The following is an 18,381-nucleotide window of genomic DNA, read 5'->3' as shown; positions in this document are numbered from 1 at the left end:
CAGGGAGGACGACCGTGGAGCAGCAGACGGGCGAGTGGGTGCGGGCCGCCGCGCTCGCCGAGGTACGCCGGCGCCGGCGCCTCGCCGTGACCGTCGGGGGACGGCGGATCGCGCTCTTCCTGGTCGGCGGCGACGTCTACGCGCTGGACGACGTGTGCGTCCACAAGCAGCGGTCGCTGTCCAAGGGAGCCGTCCTGAACGGACGGGTGATCTGCCCCGGGCACCAGTGGGTGTTCGACCCGGAGACCGGCGAGATCGAGGGCCGGGACGAATGCCAGCCGAGCCATGCCGTGCGCGTCGACGGCGACGACGTCTACGTCGACCCGCGGCCCCGGATCCTGTCGGAGGAGCATCCCTCATGAGAGACGTCCTGGTGGCGGGGGCGGGGCAGACGGCCGCGGTCGCCGCCCGCACGCTGCGCCGCCGCGGCTTCGACGGCCGCGTCACCCTCGTCGGCGCCGAGCACGAGGCGCCCTACCAGCGCCCGCCGCTGTCGAAGGAGTACCTGGCGGGAGAGCAGGACCGCGACGAGCTGTGCCTGCTCACCCCCGAATGGTGCGAGGCCAACGACGTGGAGCTGCGGCTCGGCGCCGCGGCCGCCGCGATCCGCCCCGCCGAGCGGGCCCTGGAACTGGCGGACGGCACCGTGCTGCGGGGCGACGCCCTGCTCGTCGCGACCGGCGGGCGCCCCCGGCGGCTGCCCGGCGTCGAGGGCGAGCGCGTCCGCCACCTGCGCACCGTCGCCGACGCCGACCGGCTCCGCGGCGAGCTGCGGCCGGGCGCGCGGGTCGTGGTGGTCGGCGCCGGGTTCATCGGCTGCGAGGTCGCCTCCACCGCGCTCGACCGCGGCGCGCACGTCACGGTCGTCGAGCGGGCAGGGCGCCCGCTCGGGCACGTCGTCGGCGAGCCCATGGGCGACGTGATGGCCGCGATGCTCCGCACGAACGGCGTCGACCTGCGCACCGGCGAGAAGGTCGAGCGGTACGAGGAGACCGCGTCCGGCGCCGTCGTCACCACCAGCGGCGGGACGGCCCTGGAGGCGGACGTGGTGGTCGTCGGCGCCGGGATGGTCCCGAACGTCGAGCCCGTCACCGGCGCCGGGATCGAGACCCCCGGCGGCATCGCGGTCGACGCGTACTGCCGCACCGGCGTGGACGGCGTCTACGCCGCGGGCGACGTGGCCTGCCAGTGGCAGCCGCTCCTCGGACGGCACGTCCGCGCCGAGCACTTCGACAACGCCAACGCGCAGGGCATGGCGGCGGCCAAGAACATCCTCGGCGGCGCGTCGGCGCACACGGCGCCGCCCTGGTTCTGGTCGGACCAGTTCGGCCACGCCGTCCAGCACGCGGGGCACGGCGAGGGCACGGACCGGCTCGTCGTCCGGGGCCGCGTCGAGGACTTCGACTTCATCGCGTTCTACCTCGCGGACGGCGTGCTGCGCGCCGCGTTCACCGTGGACCGCGGCGGCGACCTCGCGATCGCCCGGCAGCTCATCGCCCGCGGGGCCGTCCTGGACCCCGGCGCCCTGCGCGACGAGGACGCCGACCTCACCGACCTGCTCGACACACTCAGCTAGGGAGCGACCGATGGAATACCAGCGCGTGGCCCGCTCGGGCCAGGTGCCCGAGGGCGTCGTCCGCCGCTTCTTCGTGGGCGAGGCGGAGGTCGCCGTCGCCCGCTGGGACGGCGAGGTGCACGCCATGTCGAACTACTGCACCCACCTGGACTGCCTCCTGTCGTCCGGGCGGGTGACCGAGGACGGGCTGCTGTGCTCGTGCCACGGCAGCGTCTTCGACTTCGGGTCCGGCGAGCCGATCACCCCGCCCGCGACCAGGCCGATCACGGTGTACCCGGTGAAGGAGGAGGACGGGGAGATCCTCGTGCACGTCCCCCCGGAGGACGCCGCCAACGGCGGGCCCCGACGGCGGCGGCCCGTTGGCCGAGCCTGACCCGGCGGACGGGCGCGGCACGGGGCGCGGGCCGTGGCCGGCGCTCGTCCCGCTGCTGCTCGGCACGTTCACCGGCACCGTCGCCAACACGATCGTCAACGTCCCGCTCACGCTGATCCTGCGCGACCTGGACGCCTCGATCTCCGCCGGCACCCTGGTCGTCGTCGGGTTCACGCTCCCGTTCGCCGTGCTGCTGCCGCTGTCGGGGTGGCTCGGCGACCGCTGCGGCCCCCGCCGGGTGTTCCTCGCCGCGCTGCTGCTGCTCGGGATCGGCTCGGCGGGCGCCGGGCTCGCCGGCGACCTGGCCTCCCTGGTCGCGATGCGCGCGGTGCAGGGCGTCGCGACCGCCGCGATGCTGCCCGCGGTCATGGCGCTGATCGCCTCGCTGTTCGGCGGCGGGCGGCGCGGCCGCGCCCTCGGGCTGTGGGCGGCCGCCAACGGCGTCGGCCAGGCCGCCGGGCCGACGCTCGGCGGCGGCCTGGCCACCTGGTTCGGCTGGCACGCCGTGTTCTGGCCGGTCGTGCCGCTGTGCGCCGCCGCCGCGGCGCTGGCCGTCCGGTTCGTCCCGGCGGGGCGGCCCCGGCGCGTCCCGCTGGACCGGCGCGGCGCGGCCCTGCTCACCCTCGCCGCCGGGCTCGGCCTCGGCGCCACCTCCTCCGCCGCGACCCTCGGCGCGACCTCGCCCCTCGTCTGGGGCGGCGTGCTCGCAGGCCTTCTCACCGCCGCCGCCTACGTCGCGACCTCGCGCGGGCGGCCCGACGCGTTCCTGCCGCCGCGGCTGCTGCTGGAGACCCGCTACCTGCGCTCCTGCCTGAGCGTGCTCGCGCAGATGTTCTGCCTGGGCGCCACGCTGCTCGCCGTCCCCGTCTACCTGACCACCCAGCGGCAGGCCGGCACCCTCTACGCGGGGGCCGTCCTGCTGAGCCTGCCGGTCGTGATGTCGGTGCTGGGACCGGTCACGGGCGTCCTCATGGAACGGCTGTCGCCGCGCGCCGTGCTGCGCGGCGGCCTGCTCGTCCTCATCGCGGGCCAGGTCCTCGTCGCCGCGGTCCTCGCCGCGTCCGGGCCGGTTCCGTGGCTGCTCGCCGCGCTCGCCCTCACCGGCGCCGGTGTCGCGTTCGTCCAGACGCCCGCCGCGACCGGCGCCACCCGCTCGGACGCCGGCCGCCGCGGCGCCGGCCTCGGCCTGTTCAACCTGCTGCGCTTCGGCGGCTCCGCCCTCGGCGCCGCGTGGGTCGGGGCCGTGCTGGACCGGGCCCCCGCCTTCGGCGTCATGTTCGCGGTCTGCGCCGCGACCGCCGCGCTCGGGCTGCTGGCGTCCTTCGCCGGCCCCGACCCCACCTGATCTGCCGGGAACCGGCGGTGCCTGATCTGCCGGGAACCGGCGGTGCCTGATCAGCCGGGCGCGGCGGCCGGCGGGGCCATCTCCTCGTCGAGGGCGCCGGTGACCGTGGTCAGCGTGTCGATGTGGTGCGCCAGCCAGAACATGAACTGCGCGTCCGCCGACCGGATGTCCATGCGCAGCGCGCGGGACGCCCGGTCGAGCTTGTAGAGCATCGTGTTGCGGTGCAGGCCGAGGTCGCGCGCCGCCGCGTTCAGGTTCCCCGACGTCCTGATGTAGGCGAGCACGATCCGCTCCAGGTCGCCGCCGTTCGCGCGGCGCAGCGGCGCCAGGGTCTCGCGGGCGAACGACTTGGCCTCCGCGCTACGCGCCACGTCCTTCAGCGCGGCGAACACCCGCAGGTCGTCGTAGCCGCAGACGGGCTCGGCGGCGGTGTGCCACGCGAGGCCCATCGTCAGCCGCGCCTCGTGGTACCCCGACGCGACCCCGGCGGCGCCCTGCCCCGGGCGGCCGTGCGCGACCCGCAGGTCGTCGCCGAGGTGCGGGCGCAGCGCCCGGTGCAGCCGCTCGGCGAACCGGGCGGCGTCCGCCCGCTGCCCGTTCGGGTCCGGCCGCGCCGGGACCTGCTGGATCACCACGATCGTCGAGCTGATCGCGGCGGTCAGCGCGCACCCGCCGGGTTCGAGGTTCTGCGCCGTCCGCGTCGCCGACACCGTCCGGCGCAGGTAGTCGCGGCCGACGGGCAGCAGCGACGCCGCCGCCACCACGTGCACGGCGAAGTGCCCGTCCACGTCGAACCCGTGGTGGCGGGCCCGCGCGCCCAGCTCGTGGGAGTCGGCGAACCGGCCGTGCACGAGCGCCTCGACGAAGTCGCCGCGCGCCCGCTCCTCGGCCGCCCGCACCGACCGCTGCCGCAGCATCTCCGACCCGACCAGCGTCGCGCCGTGCTCGGCGACCACGCGGTGCTGCGCCAGGTCGTGCGGGTCGGGCGGGCACGCCCGCTCCACCATCACCATCCGGCCGAACGCCTCCCCGCCCACCAGGACGGGCATGACGATCACGTGCACGGGAGGGCCGTCCGGGTCGGGCCGCAGGCGCGTCTCGGCGGCCTGCGCGTCCGGCCCGGGCTCCTCGGGCAGCGCGGCCAGCAGCGCGTCCGGGTCGATCGGCGCGGCGTCCGGCGCCTCCTCCCAGGCGAGGCGCTCGCCGTCAGCGTCGCAGATGAGGACGCCGCAGCGCGACAGCCCGACCACCGCGCGGGCCATGGCGGGCACCCCCGGGCCCCGCGCGAGGACCTCCGCGAGCGTGCGGTGCACCCGCGACCCGTACTCCAGGATGTGCGCGGACTGCGCCAGCGCCTTCTGCCCGACGAGCCGGCTCACCGCCCGGTAGTCGGCCTCCGCGGGCAGCGCCAGCAGCGGCACGCCCGCGGCCTCGGCGGCCCGCGCCGCCGCGTCGAGGTCGGAGTCGACGCCGGGCGGCCGCCACGCCAGCAGCGCGGCGGCGTCCCGCCGGACGAGGTCGCCCACCACGGCCGCCGCCTCCTCCGGCGCGGCCACCGCCGTCACCGGCAGATGGACGGCGACGCCGGCGAGGTCGCGGTCGGGGTCGCCGGCGCAGCGGCGGGTCTCCGAGAGCGGGAGGCACCAGCCGACGCCGCGCTCCAGCCCCGCCCGTCCGGCGACGAGCGTCCCGCGCAGCAGCGGCTCTGCCAGCAGCGCCCCGACGGGCAGATGCCCGCCGGCGGTCGTGACGATCGCAGGGTGATGTGCCATGTGCCCACATCCCGTCGGGTTCGTTCGGCGAAGTGTACATAGCCCCGATGGACGCGGTCCTTCGAGACTGACGGGGTGGGAAGAGGTACGTGGCGGACGGCGTGACCTGGAGAAACCGTCCCTCACATCCTGCTTTACCGACCTGAATAGGGCAATACCCCTCTGGAGGCCCCGTGCACACCGTCCACCGGCTCACCCTGGAAGACGCCCTCGTCATGCTCACCGCCGCCGAGGCGGAGGCGCGCCGCATCGGCGTCAAGCAGACGATCTGCATCGCCGACGACGGCGCGCACCCGATCGCGGTCCACCGCATGACGGGCGCCCGCCTCACCGGCGTGGACATCGCCATCGCCAAGGCGTTCACCGCCGCCGGCCACCAGCGCGACACCCACAAGTTCAACGAGCCGCCCCACGGCCCCGCCCTCCCGGGCAACGAGGCCTTCGGCATCAACCAGATGCACCCGGGCAAGTTCGCGATCTTCGTGGGCGGCTTCCCCATCGTCCACGAGGGCGAGGTCGTCGGCGCCGTGGGCGTCAGCGGCGGCAACGGCGAGCAGGACAAGGCCGTGGGCGCCGCCGCCCTGAAAGCCTTCAGGGAAAAAGTGGCTGTATAGGATTGCTTTTCTCTCCTCCTTCGGGCCTGGCGGAGGAGAAAAAGGCATTCAACACAGCCGTTCGTAGGTTGCCGCGGCCGCCAGGGTGAGCAGGTCCTCGTGTCTGCGGGCGACCATCTGGAGGCCGGTGGGGGTGCCGCCTGCCCGGCCTGCGGGGACGGAGATCGCCGGGTGGCCTGAGAGGTTGAAGGGGAAGGTGACGGCCAGGGCTCCCCAGTGGTCCACCGGGCGGCCCGCTATCTCGGTCGGCATCGGGCCCTCGGCCGGGAACGCCGGTGCCTGGGTGGCCGGGGTGAGCAGGAGGTCGAAGCGGGCGAAGCCCTCGGCGAGTGCGGCCACCAGGCGGGCGCGGGCCTCGTGGGCGTCGACGAGCGCGTCGGCGTCCAGGGCGCGTGCGGCGTCGCCGTAGCGGCGGACCGTGGGGTGGACGGACTCCAGGCGGTCGGCCGGGGCGTCGCGGAGTTCGGCGTGGACGTCCGGGACCGACAGCGTCCGGAAGGCGGCCCCGCAGGACTCCAGCGTCAGGTCGGCGGGGACCTGGCGGGCGCCGGTTCCGGCGATGAACGTCTTGGCCGCGTCCTCCACGACGGCGGCCACCTCCGGGTCGCAGGGCGCGTAGCCGAGGTCGGGCGACCAGGCGACCCGGAGGCCGCTCAGGTCGATGCCGTCGAGGGACGTCTCGAAGGGCGCGGCGGGGGCGGGCAGGGAGGCGCGGTCGTACTCGTCCGTCCCGCAGACGCAGTCCAGGAAGCGGGCCGTTTCGCGCACCGTGCGGGTGAGGACGCCGTAGTGGTCGTTCTCGGCCGTGCCCCGGTGCCGGGGCCCGCGGGGGACGCGCCCGTAGGTCCCCTTGAATCCGACCAGCCCGCAGTAGGAGGCGGGGATGCGGAGCGAGCCGGCGCCGTCCGTGCCCGTCCCGAGTGGGACCATCCCGGCGGCCACGGCCGCCGCGGATCCGCCGCTCGACCCGCCCGGCGTCAGCTCCGGGGCGTGGGGGTTGCGGGTCACGCCGTGCAGGGCGGACGCGGTGAACGACGCGCGCCCGAACTCCGGCGACGCGGTGAGCCCGACGGGGACCGCCCCGGCCGCCATCGCTCGCGCCACCATCGTGGAGGTGTGGTCGGCGATCCGGCCGGCGTGCAGGACGCTGCCCATCGCGTACGGCCATCCGGCCACCGCGTGCAGCTCCTTCACCGCGAGCGGCACCCCGGCCAGCGGCCCGGGGTCCGCGCCGCGCGCCACCGCCGCGTCGATGGCCCGGGCGCGGGCGAGCGCGCCTTCGGCGTCCACGTGGACGAACGCGCCGACGGCGCCGTCCGAGCGCTCGATCCGCGCGAGGGCCTCCGCCACCGCCTCGCGTGCCGAGAGCCGTCCGGCGCGGACCTCCTCCGCCAGCTCGACCGCGTTCACAGCGCCACCGCCGCGACCGCCGTCGCCACCACCAGGCCCGCCACGACCGGGAGGAACAGGCGTCGCGCCAGGTCGATGACGGAGACGCCGGTCAGGCCCGCGACGACGATCAGCGAAGACCAGATGACGAGGGTGCCGCCGCCGGTCCAGCTCGCGCCGTTCTGGGCGATGGCCGCGAGCGTCGCCGGGTCCGCGCCCGCGCTGTGGCCGAGCTCCCCGGCGAGCGAGCCGGTGAACGGCAGCCCCGGCCAGCCGTTGCCGTCCAGGCCGATCACCATGCCGACGAGCAGCATCGCGAAGGAGGCGAACACCGGGACGTGCGGGATGTGCGGCTGGACCTTGGCGATCGCGTCCAGCAGGAGCGCCGGGCCCTGCTCGCCGTCCGGCAGCCCGAGGATCTGCCCCGAGTAGTCGGAGAGCCCGACGTAGACGAACCCGGCGATCGGGATGACCACCCCCATCGTGCGGAACGCGAACGCGATGCCCTCGGTGAAATGGTCGGCGCAGTCCTGCAGCCAGGTCCGCCGGTTCGCGATGACGCAGATGGCGACGAGCGCGAGCGACGCCGTCCCGCCCACCAGCGGGGCCCCCGCGCCGTCGTCGATGTCGGGGACGAGGGAGGTGAACCGGCCGAGCAGCATCACCACCAGGAGCGCGGCGAACGCCAGCGGGACGGCGAACGCCACGAGCCGCGTCCGGCCTGAGGGAGCCTCCGCGTCACCGTGACCGTCGCCGCCGGTGGCGGTCAGGGTCGCGGTGCCGCCGCCGGAGGGCTCGGCGCTCACCGCCTGCGTCCCGTCGTCTCCGGCCGCCGCGTGCGCGGAGCCCTCGCCGACCGCCGCCAGGTCGACCGCCTCCGCCTCGGCCTCCGCCGGGTCCAGCAGCCTGCCGCGCACGTCGCGCAGGTAGCAGAAGGCCAGCGCGACCACGCCCGCGATCAGCGAGATGACCAGCGCGCGGCCGGCGATGGCGTCCGCGGGGACCTTGGCCCCCTGCGCGGACAGCCCGGACGCGACGCCCATGACGTAGTCGGAGCTGAGCGCCATGCCCTGCCCGGTGATGGCGATCGCGATGGCGGCGGCCATCGGCGGCAGCCCGACCCGGACGGCCGCGGGGAGCAGGATCGCGGCGATCAGCGGCAGTACCGGCGTCGGCCAGAACGACATCGACAACAGGTAGGTGACGACGGCGAGCACGAGGTAGGCGACGTGCCCGTTGCGGACGAGCCGCTGGAGGGGCCGCACCATCATCAGGTCGGAGCCGAGGGTGCGCATGGCGCCGAGCATCGCCGTCACCACCGCGATGATGACGAAGATCGGCAGCAGTTCCTTCGCGGCGGTGATGGCGGCGTTGAACACCGCGCCGAGGCCGGTCGTGACGCTCCCGCTGTACACGAGGGCGGTGAGGAACGTTCCAAGGAGGGCGAGGGCGACGACGTTCCTCCGCGCGACCACCGTCGCGATGAGGGCGGCCAGGCCGAGCAGGTAGATCCAGTGGGCAGGGGACAACGCGTACCTCCCACCTCCGGGACGCGGTGGGTCCGCGTCCGTGCACGAGGGTTCTGGTGAATGTGCACGATGCCTCCCGGCGGGAGCAATGACGAAACCGCACAGCGCGGGGGCCGTGGATTGTGCAGGGTGTCGCCGTGCGGGGGCGCCGCTCCGGTGGTCTTTCTCTCTGGCGACATGCGTGCGTTGTGGTCAGAACGGTCCCGCTGATCTGTTCCAATGAACTGTTGTGCCGTCTGCTTCCTACCGTCTCGTGCGACGCGCGGGTCCCGCGCGGAGCGTCCCGCCCGTGCTCGACGAGCAGCAGCGGCGGGTGGTCGAGCATGCCGGCGGGCCGATGCTCGTGCTGGCGGGGCCGGGCACCGGGAAGACGACGACGATCGTCGAGGCGGTCGTCGACCGCATCGAAAACCGCGGCGCCGACCCCGAGCGCGTGCTCGTCCTGACGTTCAGCCGCAAGGCGGCAGGGGAGCTGCGGGAGCGCATCACCGGCCGCCTGCACCGGACCACGCGGACGCCCCTGGCGCTCACCTTCCACAGCTACGCGTACGCGCTGATCCGGCGGGACGCCGTGCTGAACGAGGAGCCGGCGCCCCGGCTGCTGTCCGGTCCGGAGCAGCTGCTGGAGGTGCGGCGGCTGCTGGAGGGCGAGCTCGCGGACGGCGCCCGCGACTGGCCGGAGCGCCTGAGGGCCGCGCTGGCGACGCGGGGGTTCGCCGAGGAGCTGCGCGACTTCGCCCTGCGCGCGGTCGAGCGGCAGTACGCCGCGGAAGACCTCGCCGCTCTCGGACGCCTGCGGGGCCGCGACGACTGGGCCGCCGTCGGCGGGTTCATGGAGCGGTACGTCGACCGGTTCCTGCTCGACCCCGTCCCCACCTACGACTACGGCGAGCTGATCCACATGGCCGCGGGCATGCTCGCGGACGAGGAGGTGCGGATCCGGGAGCGCGACGCCTACGACGCCGTGTTCGTGGACGAGTACCAGGACACCGACCCCGCGCAGGAGGCCCTCCTGCACCATCTCGCGGGCGAGGGGCGCGACCTGGTCGTGGTCGGCGACCCGGACCAGTCGATCTACGGGTTCCGGGGCGCCGACGTGCGCGGCATCCAGGAGTTCCCGGACCGCTTCCGCACCCTGGACGGCGACCCGGCGCCCGTGGTGGCGCTGCGGACGTGCCGCCGGATGGGGCCCGAGATCCTCACCGCGTCGCGCCGCATCGCGCGGCGGCTGCCCGCCGGGTCGGCGGGCGCCGCCGAGCACCGCGCGCTGCGGCCGGTGGAGGAACTGGACGAGGGCGAGGTGCGCGCGGTCATCGCCGACTCCGAGAGCCAGGAGTCCGCGCTGGTGGCCGACGAGCTGCGCCGCGCCCACCTGCTCGACGGGGTGCCGTGGTCGCGGATGGCGGTCCTGGTGCGCAGCGCCGTGCGGCAGGTCCCGGTGCTGCGGCGGGCGCTCGCCCAGGCCGGGGTGCCGGTGGTGGTCGCCGGCGACGAGGTGCCGCTGGTCGGGGAGCCCGCCGTCCGCCCGTTCCTCGTCCTGCTGCGGGCGGCGCTGAAGAAGGGCTTCCTGGACGAGGTCGTGGCCGAGGACCTCCTGACCGGGCCGCTGGGCGGCGCCGACGCGCTCGCCATGCGCCGCCTCAAGCGCGCCCTGCGCGATCTGGAGGAGCTGTCGGGCGGGCAGCGCCCACTGGGGGAGCTCCTGGTCGCGGCGGTGAACGACCCTCGCGAGCTGGTTCTGGTCCACGAGAGGGTCCGCGCCCCGGCGGAGCGGATCGCGAACCTGATCGAGGTGGCGCGGCGGAGCGTGCACGACGGCGGCACCGCCGAGGACGTGCTGTGGGCCGTCTGGCAGGAGAGCGGCCAGGCCGACGTGCTGCTGGAGCAGAGCGTCAAGGGCGGGACGCGCGGCGCGGCGGCCGACCGCGACCTCGACGCCGTGGTGGCGCTGTTCGACCATGCCGCGCGGTTCGTCGACCGGCTTCCCCAGGCGGGGCCCGAGCTGTTCGTCGACAACATCGCGTCCCAGGAGATCGCCGGGGACACGCTGGCCGAGCAGGCGCCCGAGGGCGAGGCGGTCCGGATCCTCACCGCGCACCGCTCCAAGGGCCTGGAGTGGGACGTGGTCGTCGTCGCCGGCGTCCAGGAGGGCGTGTGGCCCGACGTCCGGCTGCGCGGGTCGCTGCTCGGCGTCGAGGAGCTGGTCGAGCACGCGGCCGGGGCCGAGCCCGACGGGGACGCCGCCGCCGGCGCCTCGATGGCCGCCAAGATGCTCGACGAGGAGCGGCGCCTGTTCTACGTGGCGGTCACGCGGGCGCGCCGGCGGCTCGTGGTGACGGCCGTCGGCGGCGACGACACCGAGGAGCGCCCGTCCCGCTTCCTGAACGAGCTGCTCCCCGGCGCGATCGAGCAGTCGCAGCTGGACGAGAAGACCCGGTGGCTGTCGCTGTCCGCGCTGGTGGCCGACCTGCGTTCCGTCGTCGGCGACCCGGCCCGGCCGGAACCGCTGCGGCGCGCGGCGGCCGGGCACCTGGCCCGCCTGGCGCGCGCGGGCGTGCGCGGCGCGCGGCCGGAGAACTGGTACGCGATCACCGCGCTGTCCGACGGCGGGCCCGCGTTCGCCGAGGACGAGCCCATCACGCTCTCGCCGTCCCAGGTCGAGGCGTTCACCACGTGCGGGCTGCGCTGGCTGCTCGCCTCGGCGGTCGGCGCCCAGGAGGGCGGGCCCAACGAGTACAGCACCATGGGCAAGGTCGTCCACGCCGTCGCCGAGATGGCGGGCGCGGACGACGGCGTCGACGAGGTCCACGTCGCCCAGCGGCTCGACGAGATCTGGAAGGACCTGGAGTTCCGCAGCTCGTGGTATTCGGAGAAGCAGCGCGAGCAGGCCGCGAGGATGGTCGACAAGTTCCTCGCCTGGCACCGCGACAACCCCAACGAGGTCGTCGCGCTGGAGGAGTCGTTCAAGGTCGACCTCGGCCGCGTCGTCATCAAGGGCCGCATCGACCGCGCGGAACGCGACGACCAGGGCCGCGCGGTCATCATCGACATCAAGACCTCCTCGACCGCCGTCCCGAAGGACGAGCTGGCCCGGCATCCCCAGCTCGGCGTGTACCAGTACGCGGTGATGCTCGGCGCGTTCGAGCGGCACGGGCTGATCGAGCCGGGCGGCGCGAAGCTGATCCAGGTCGGCAAGGCCGCGTTCACGGCGAAGGCGCGCGAGCAGGAGCAGCCCCCGCCCGCCGAGGACGCCGACCCCGAGTGGCCGAAGAGGCTCGTCGAGATCGTCGCCACGGGGATGGCCGGCGACGTCTTCCAGGCCAGGGCGAACGACAAGTGTCGCACCTGTCCCGTACGCTCCTGCTGCCCCGTCCATGACGAGGGCGGGCAGGTGGGTGACTGACTAGCTCGGGGGGAGCGAGGTGATCACGCCGGGAGAGCTGGCCCGGCTGCTGGAGATCCCGGCGCCGACGGAGGAGCAGGCCCGGGTGATCGAGGCGCCGATGGCGCCGATGGCGGTGATAGCCGGCGCCGGGTCGGGCAAGAGCGAGACGATGGCCGCCCGGGTGGTGTGGCTGGTCGCGAACGGCTTCGTCCGGCCGGAGCGCGTCCTCGGGCTGACCTTCACCCGCAAGGCCGCCGCCGAGCTCGGCGTGCGCGTGCGCAAGCGGCTCGACCGGCTCCGCGAGGTCCTGCCGGGCGACGAGCTGGAGCGGCTGGGCGGCGAGGCCCTGTTCGACGGCGAGCCGATGGTGTCCACGTACCACTCGTACGCGGCGCGGCTCTTCGGCGACCACGCCCTGCGCGAGGCCCTCGAACCCACGATGCGGCTGATCTCCCCCGCCGTCGCCTGGCAGATCTGCTCCCGGGTGGTGGACGCCTACCACGGCCCCATGGACCGGATCGACTGGCAGCCCGACACCGTCACCAAGGCCGTCATGGAGCTCTCGGGCGACCTGTCGGAGCACCTGCGCACGGCCGAGGACGTCCGCAAGGTCGGCGCGTGGCTCGACGAGCGGCTCGCCGTGGTGAAGAAGCCGCTCAAGGCGCAGCGCGACATCCTCGCCAAGCACGCCGTCCGCGAGCAGCTCATGCCGCTCGTCGAGGCGTACGGGCGCGCGAAGGCCGACCGCGAGGTCATCGACCACGGCGACCAGATGGCCCTGGCGGCCCGCATCGCCCACAGGCATCCCGAGGTCGGGATGATCGAGCGGTCCCGGTTCTCCGTCGTCCTGCTCGACGAGTACCAGGACACCAGCCAGGCGCAGCTCGTCCTGCTCAAGTCGCTGTTCGCGGGCGGGCATCCCGTGACGGCCGTCGGCGACCCGTGCCAGTCCATCTACGGGTGGCGCGGCGCGAGCGCCGGGAACCTGCTGCGCTTCGCCTACGACTTCCCCACGCAGCCCGCGGCGGCCCCCGGCGGACGTCCCGTGGCGGCTCCGGTCGTCCAGCTCAGCCGCTCGTTCCGCAACGGCGAGCAGATCCTGGAGGCGGCGGCCAGGGTGCAGGAGGAGCTGCGCGCCGAGACGAAGGCCGTGCCCCGCCTCGTCCCGGGCGCCGGGCGCGAGGGGCGCGGCCGCGTCGAATGCGCCCTCTTCCCCACCGTCGAGGACGAGGCCGACCGCATCGCCGCGCGCATCGCCGGGCTCATGGCCGCCGACCCCGGGACCGCCCCGGACGGCGGCCCCCAGACCGAGCCGCTCCGCTACTCCGACGTCGCCGTCCTCGCCCGCAAGCGGTCCCAGTTCCCGCTGATCAGGCGGGCCCTGGAGGCGCGCGGGATCCCGGTCGAGGTGGTCGGGCTCGGCGGCCTGCTCACCGTCCCGGAGGTGCAGGACGTCGTCGCCACGCTGCGCGTCATGCACGACCCGACCGCCGGCGCGTCCCTCGCCCGCCTGCTCACCGGCCCGCGCTGGCGCCTCGGCCCCCGCGACCTCGTCGCCCTCGGCCGCCGGGCCCGCGCCCTGGCCCAGGAGACGGCCCGCGACATCACCCGCCCCGAACCCGCCGCCGCGCCTGAGGAGGACCCCGGCCCCGCGCCCGGCGCCGCCGAGTCCGGCGCCGCGCCCCGCGAAGAGGCCGGCCCCTCGTTCGACATGACGTCCGCCTCCGACATCGCGCCTGGTGAGGGGGGCGAGGAAGGCGCCGGGGACGATCCCCTGCGGCAGCTCGTCAGCGAGCTGAACCAGGAGACCGGCAGCCTCGTCGACGCGCTCGACGACCTCGGCCCGCCCGACGCGTTCTCGCCCGAGGGCCACGGGCGCCTGCGCCGCCTCCGCGACGAGCTGCGCGCCCTGCGCGGACAGGTCGGGCTGCCGCTTCCCGACCTGGTCAACGAGGTCGAGCGCACGCTCGGCCTCGACATCGAGGTCGCGGCGCGGTCCGGGCTCGACCCCGTCACGGCCCGCGCCGACCTCGACGCGTTCATCGACGCCGCCGCCACCTTCGCGGGCGACGCCGAAGACCCGACGCTCGGCGCGTTCCTCGCCTACCTCAAGGCCGCCGAGACCGAGGAGTTCGGGCTGGAGGCCGGGCGGGTCGGGGAGACCGACAGCGTCAAGCTCCTCACCGTGCACGCCTCCAAGGGCCTGGAATGGCCGGTCGTCGTCGTCCCCGGGCTGGCCTACACGCCGCAGAAGAACGGATCCCCCGCCAAGGGGTCGATCTTCCCTTCGCCGCCGCAGAACGCCACCCGCTGGACGGCGAACCCGCGCGTCCTGCCGTTCATGCTGCGCGGCGACCGGGCCGACCTGCCCGCGCTGACGGGGCTGGAGAAGGACGACCTCTCCGCCTTCGACCAGGCGTGCTCCGAGCGCGACCTGCGGGAGGAGCGGCGGCTCGCGTACGTCGCGGTCACCCGCGCGTCCAGCCTGCTGATCACCACCGGCTACTGGTGGGGGTCCTCGGGGCGGCCGCTCGGCCCGTCGCCGTTCCTGGAGGAGGTGCGGGCGGTGTGCCTCGCCGGGGCCGGGTCCGTCGCCGTGTGGGCCGACCCGCCGGAGGAGGGCGCCGCCAACCCGCTGCTCGCCGACCCCGACGAGGCGCAGTGGCCCGTCGCGCCGGGGGAGCGGGGCCGGTCCGACCTGTCGGCGCGGGCGCGCTACGAGGCGGTCGTGGAGGGCGCCCGCATGGTCGAGGACGAGATGGCCGGGCGCACCCGCCACTGGGCCGGGGACGCCGGGCTGTCCGACGCCGACCGGGGGCGCATGACGGCGTGGGCGCGCGACGTCGAGCTGCTGCTCGCCGAGCGCGACCGGGGGCGCGGGGGCGACGGCCTGCTCGTCGAGCTTCCCGCGCACCTGTCGGTGTCGTCGCTGGTGTCGCTGGCCCGCGACCCGGTGGCGCTCGCGCGGCAGATCCGCCGTCCCATGCCGCGCCCGCCCGCCCCGTACGCGCGGCGCGGCACCGCCTTCCACGCCTGGCTGGAGGGCCGCTGGGGGCAGCAGCGCCTCCTCGACCCCGACGAGCTGCCCGGCGCCGCCGACGAGGGCGCCGCCGACGACGCGCACCTGGCGACGCTGCGCGAGCGCTTCGAGCGGTCGGAGTGGGCGGCGCGCGAGCCGCTCGACATCGAGGTGCCGTTCGAGACCGTCATCGGCGACCGGCTGGTCCGGGGCCGGATGGACGCCGTGTTCCGGTCCCGGGACGGCGGGTACGAGGTCGTCGACTGGAAGACCGGCTCCCCGCCGCGCGGGGACGAGGCCCGGTTCGCCGCCGTGCAGCTCGCCGCGTACCGGCTGGCGTGGGCCGAGCTCGCCGGGGTGGGCGTCGATCGGGTCAGCGCCGCGTTCCACTACGTCTCCGCCGAGGTCACGGTCCGTCCCGCGGACCTGCTCGACGCCGCCGGGCTCGCGGCGCTGCTGGACGGCGTCCCCGCCGCCTGAGGGTTTCGCCGCCGCCCCCTGTTCACCGTGCGTGGTTTCGGGGATGATCCGGGCAACCATCCGAGGAGGCGACGTGTCGGTGACCCATGACGAGAAGGTGGTACGGGAGTTCTCCAAGCAGGCGGCCGGGTTCTCCGACCCGAGGCTGAACGCGGCCTTCACCCGCCACCTGGACCGGCTCGTCCGGTTCATGGACCCCGAGCTCGACCTGGAGGACGTCGTGCTGGAAGTCGCCGCGGGGACCGGGATGGTGGCCCGCGCGATCGCCCGCCGCGTCCGGCACGTGACGGCGCTGGACCTCACGCCCGCGATGCTCGCCGAGGGCAAGCGCGACGCCGACCACGCCGGCCTCACCAACGTCACCTTCGCGCACGGCGACGCCACCGCCCTGCCCTACCTCGACCGGTCGTTCACCCTCGTCGTCACCCGCTTCTCGTTGCACCAGGTCGCCGACCCGGAGGCCGTCGTGCGGGAGATGGCCCGGGTCAGCCGCCCCGGCGCGGCGCTGATCATCGCCGACCTGGTCCGGCCCGAGGGGCTGGACGGCGACCCCGACCGCATCGAGCGCCTCCGCGACCCCTCGCACGGCGAGGCCCTCACCGAGGCGCGGATCGCCGAGCTCGTGGCGGCGGCGGGCGCGGAGGTCAAGCGCGCCGACCGGTTCGACCACACCCGCCCGCTGGACCCGTGGCTGGAGTTCTCGCACACCCCCTCCGACACCGCGGAGCAGATCAGGCGGGAGCTGCGGGACGAGCTGGCGGGCGGCCCCGCGACCGGCATGCGCCCGAGCATGGTCGACGGCGTCCTGCATTTCACGCACTCCTACGCCTTCCAGCAGGCCATCGCCGGGTAGACGTTTTTTCGAGCAAACTTTCGACGCGTGTGACGCGTGTGGTCTATGTTGTCGAACATGGGTTCTAGCACCGCGCGTGCTCTCGACCGCGAGCCGGCCGCGCTGGCGATGCGCATCGGCGTGGTCGCGGCCGAGGCCGCCCTCGCCACCTTCGCCCGCAACCTCGACCTGGACGACCTTGAGGACGGCGTCGACTTCCAGGGCGCCATCGGGCCCGCCGAGTGGCCGGTGTTCTCCCTGGTCATCGACACCCTCGCCGAGGCCGGGCCGGGCGACCGCCGGACGCTGGACGAGCGCCGCGCCGACGCCCTCAACGACCTCGCCCGCATCTGCATGGCGGCCAAGCGGAGCGCCGGCGCCGCCTGACCCTCGGGACGGGGCACGCCCGGGACCTCGCGGCCCTGGGCCCGGGCGTTTCCCTCATCGGTCGCCGGCGGCCGGCCGCTTGACCTTGCCTGTGCTGGTGCGGGGCAGTTCCCGGACGAACCGGATGTCGCGCGGGACCTTGTACCGGGCCAGGTGCGCGCGCACGTACTCCTTGAGCTCGTCCTCGGTGACCGACGCCCCCTCGGTCCTGACGACGTGCGCGGCGAGCCGCTGCCCGAACCTCTCGTCGTCCACCCCGGTCACCGACGCCTCCGCGACGTCCGGGTGGCCGCCGAGGAGGTCCTCCACCTCGGCGGGGAACACGTTCTCCCCACCCGAGACGATCATGTCGTCGGCGCGGCCGTCGATGAACAGCCGCCCCGCCGCGTCGAAGTGCCCGAGGTCGCCGGTGCCGGTCAGGCCGTCCCGCGTCCGCCTTCCGCCGCCCCCCGTGTACCCGGCGAACCGCAGGCCGCCGCCGGTGTAGACCTCCCCGGTCTCGCCGGCGGGCAGCTCCCGCCCGTCCTCCCCGAGCACCTTGATCGTGAGCCGGAAGGACGGCCTGCCGACCGTGCCGGGCGCGGCCCGCAGGTCCTCGGGCGTGGCGATCGTGGCCCACCCGGTCTCGGTCGCGCCGTACACGTTGACGAGCACGTCGCCGAACGCGTCCATGAACGCCTCGGACAGGTGCGGGTGCAGCGCCGCCCCGCCGCAGACGACCGCCCGCAGCGCCGGGGTCGGCGGCGCGTCCCGCACGTCCAGGATCCGCTGGAGCATCACCGGCACCGCCACGAGCGCCTCCGCCCGGCAGTCCGCGATCGTCTCCAGCACCTGCCGGGGCTCGAAGCGGCGGGACAGGACGAGCGGCATCCCCATGGCGAGCCCGACCGTGGTGTAGGCGAAGCCGAGCAGGTGGAAGAGCGGGGGCCCGATGACGATCGGCGCGCCCGACCGGACGGGGACGCGCATCAGGTGGCTCAGGGCCGCGGGCAGCAGCGACGAGGCGGACAGGTCGTGCCGCGCCCCCTTGGGCGTGCCGGTCGTCCCGGACGTCATCAGGACCACCCGGCTCGCCCGCTCGGGCTTGACGGGCTCGGGAGCGGTCTCCGCGACGAGCGAGTCGAGCGCCCCGCCGCCGTCGGCCCAGGCGACGACCCGTTCCCCGCCGAACCCCGACTCCTCGACGGCCGGCCCGAACTCCTCGTCATGGACGAGGAGTTCGATCTCCTCGCGTTCGACGACCTGGCCCAGTTGCCTGCCGGAGAAGTCGGTGTTCAGCAGCACGACGTCGTTGCCGAGCCGCGTCGCCGCGAGAACCGTCTCGACGAACCCCCGGTGATTGCGGCACAGGATCCCGATCTTCCCGTCGCCCGCACGGCCGGCGAGCGCCGTGGCGAGCGACGCGGCCCGCCGTTCGAGCTCCGCGTAGGTCAGCGCCCCGCGCTCGTCGATGAGGGCCGTCCGGTCGGGGAACCGCAGCGCGGCCATCGCGCCGAGCGTCGCGGGGACGGGCCCGTACCGCGCGTACGGGAACAGCAGCCGCGCGGCCCGATCAGGCCGGACGGGCCGCACCAACCCGGCGTCCCGCACCGCCCGAGCCGCCTTGACTCCCGCCTCCGCAGCACCCCGCACCCGCTCAAGCAACAGCACGTCACTCCTCCGATGACCCGGCTTCGCTCC

Annotated in this window: 13 protein-coding genes; 9 read left to right on the top strand and 4 right to left on the bottom strand. The window is 75.2% G+C overall.

What is annotated here, in order from left to right; genetic code table 11:
- Window positions 1-14: 14 nt before the first annotated feature.
- The 4 genes from AB0C87_RS01400 to AB0C87_RS01385 are packed head-to-tail and all read left to right on the top strand — an operon-like array spanning window position 15 to window position 3,294.
- Entirely contained in the window at window positions 15-362 is a 348-nt protein-coding gene (locus AB0C87_RS01400) for a Rieske 2Fe-2S domain-containing protein (RefSeq protein WP_345184525.1), read from the top strand.
- Entirely contained in the window at window positions 359-1,576 is a 1,218-nt protein-coding gene (locus AB0C87_RS01395; protein ID WP_345184523.1) for an FAD-dependent oxidoreductase, read from the top strand. The genes AB0C87_RS01400 and AB0C87_RS01395 overlap by 4 nt, the downstream gene beginning before the upstream one ends.
- 10 nt (window positions 1,577-1,586) lie before the next feature.
- Window positions 1,587-1,949: a Rieske 2Fe-2S domain-containing protein gene (locus AB0C87_RS01390; RefSeq protein ID WP_345184521.1), complete on the top strand. Its 363-nt coding sequence runs from the start codon at window positions 1,587-1,589 to the stop codon at window positions 1,947-1,949.
- Window positions 1,936-3,294, top strand: a complete 1,359-nt coding sequence (locus AB0C87_RS01385) for an MFS transporter (RefSeq protein WP_360575972.1) — start codon at window positions 1,936-1,938, stop codon at window positions 3,292-3,294. Before AB0C87_RS01390 ends, AB0C87_RS01385 begins: the two co-directional genes overlap by 14 nt.
- A gap of 50 nt (window positions 3,295-3,344) precedes the next feature.
- On the opposite strand, the gene AB0C87_RS01380 is transcribed toward AB0C87_RS01385, so the two are convergent.
- Window positions 3,345-5,066, bottom strand: coding sequence for a helix-turn-helix domain-containing protein (locus AB0C87_RS01380; protein WP_353831742.1), 1,722 nt, complete (start codon window positions 5,064-5,066; stop codon window positions 3,345-3,347).
- A 173-nt stretch (window positions 5,067-5,239) separates the two neighbouring features.
- Between AB0C87_RS01380 and AB0C87_RS01375 the strand changes: the two genes are divergently transcribed.
- Window positions 5,240-5,680, top strand: a complete 441-nt coding sequence (locus AB0C87_RS01375; RefSeq protein ID WP_360575969.1) for a heme-binding protein — start codon at window positions 5,240-5,242, stop codon at window positions 5,678-5,680.
- Window positions 5,681-5,728: 48 nt separating this feature from the next.
- On the opposite strand, the gene AB0C87_RS01370 is transcribed toward AB0C87_RS01375, so the two are convergent.
- Both AB0C87_RS01370 and AB0C87_RS01365 read right to left on the bottom strand, forming a co-directional pair.
- Window positions 5,729-7,090, bottom strand: coding sequence for an amidase family protein (locus AB0C87_RS01370; protein WP_345184512.1), 1,362 nt, complete (start codon window positions 7,088-7,090; stop codon window positions 5,729-5,731).
- Window positions 7,087-8,598 (bottom strand): hypothetical protein, encoded by a 1,512-nt coding sequence (locus tag AB0C87_RS01365; RefSeq protein ID WP_345184510.1) that lies wholly within the window; start codon window positions 8,596-8,598, stop codon window positions 7,087-7,089. The genes AB0C87_RS01370 and AB0C87_RS01365 overlap by 4 nt, the downstream gene beginning before the upstream one ends.
- 289 nt (window positions 8,599-8,887) lie before the next feature.
- Here AB0C87_RS01365 and AB0C87_RS01360 point away from each other — a divergent pair, with 289 nt between their 5' ends.
- From AB0C87_RS01360 to AB0C87_RS01345, 4 genes are all read left to right on the top strand, one after another.
- Entirely contained in the window at window positions 8,888-12,001 is a 3,114-nt protein-coding gene (locus tag AB0C87_RS01360; protein WP_360575967.1) for an ATP-dependent DNA helicase, read from the top strand.
- Window positions 12,002-12,020: 19 nt separating this feature from the next.
- Entirely contained in the window at window positions 12,021-15,482 is a 3,462-nt protein-coding gene (locus AB0C87_RS01355) for an ATP-dependent DNA helicase (RefSeq protein WP_360575965.1), read from the top strand.
- A 73-nt stretch (window positions 15,483-15,555) separates the two neighbouring features.
- The gene (locus tag AB0C87_RS01350) at window positions 15,556-16,335 is read left to right on the top strand and encodes a methyltransferase domain-containing protein (RefSeq protein WP_360575963.1); all 780 of its coding nucleotides are present in this window, start codon (window positions 15,556-15,558) and stop codon (window positions 16,333-16,335) included.
- 57 nt (window positions 16,336-16,392) lie between these two features.
- Complete coding sequence (locus AB0C87_RS01345; protein ID WP_360575961.1) at window positions 16,393-16,701, top strand: hypothetical protein; 309 nt, start codon at window positions 16,393-16,395, stop codon at window positions 16,699-16,701.
- A gap of 54 nt (window positions 16,702-16,755) precedes the next feature.
- On the opposite strand, the gene AB0C87_RS01340 is transcribed toward AB0C87_RS01345, so the two are convergent.
- Complete coding sequence (locus tag AB0C87_RS01340) at window positions 16,756-18,351, bottom strand: AMP-binding protein (protein ID WP_353831748.1); 1,596 nt, start codon at window positions 18,349-18,351, stop codon at window positions 16,756-16,758.
- Window positions 18,352-18,381: the final 30 nt, after the last annotated feature.

The sequence above is a fragment of the Actinomadura sp. NPDC048021 genome, assembly GCF_040653135.1.
Taxonomy (GTDB): domain Bacteria; phylum Actinomycetota; class Actinomycetes; order Streptosporangiales; family Streptosporangiaceae; genus Spirillospora; species Spirillospora verrucosospora.
This window is presented reverse-complemented; position numbering and strand designations above follow the sequence as displayed.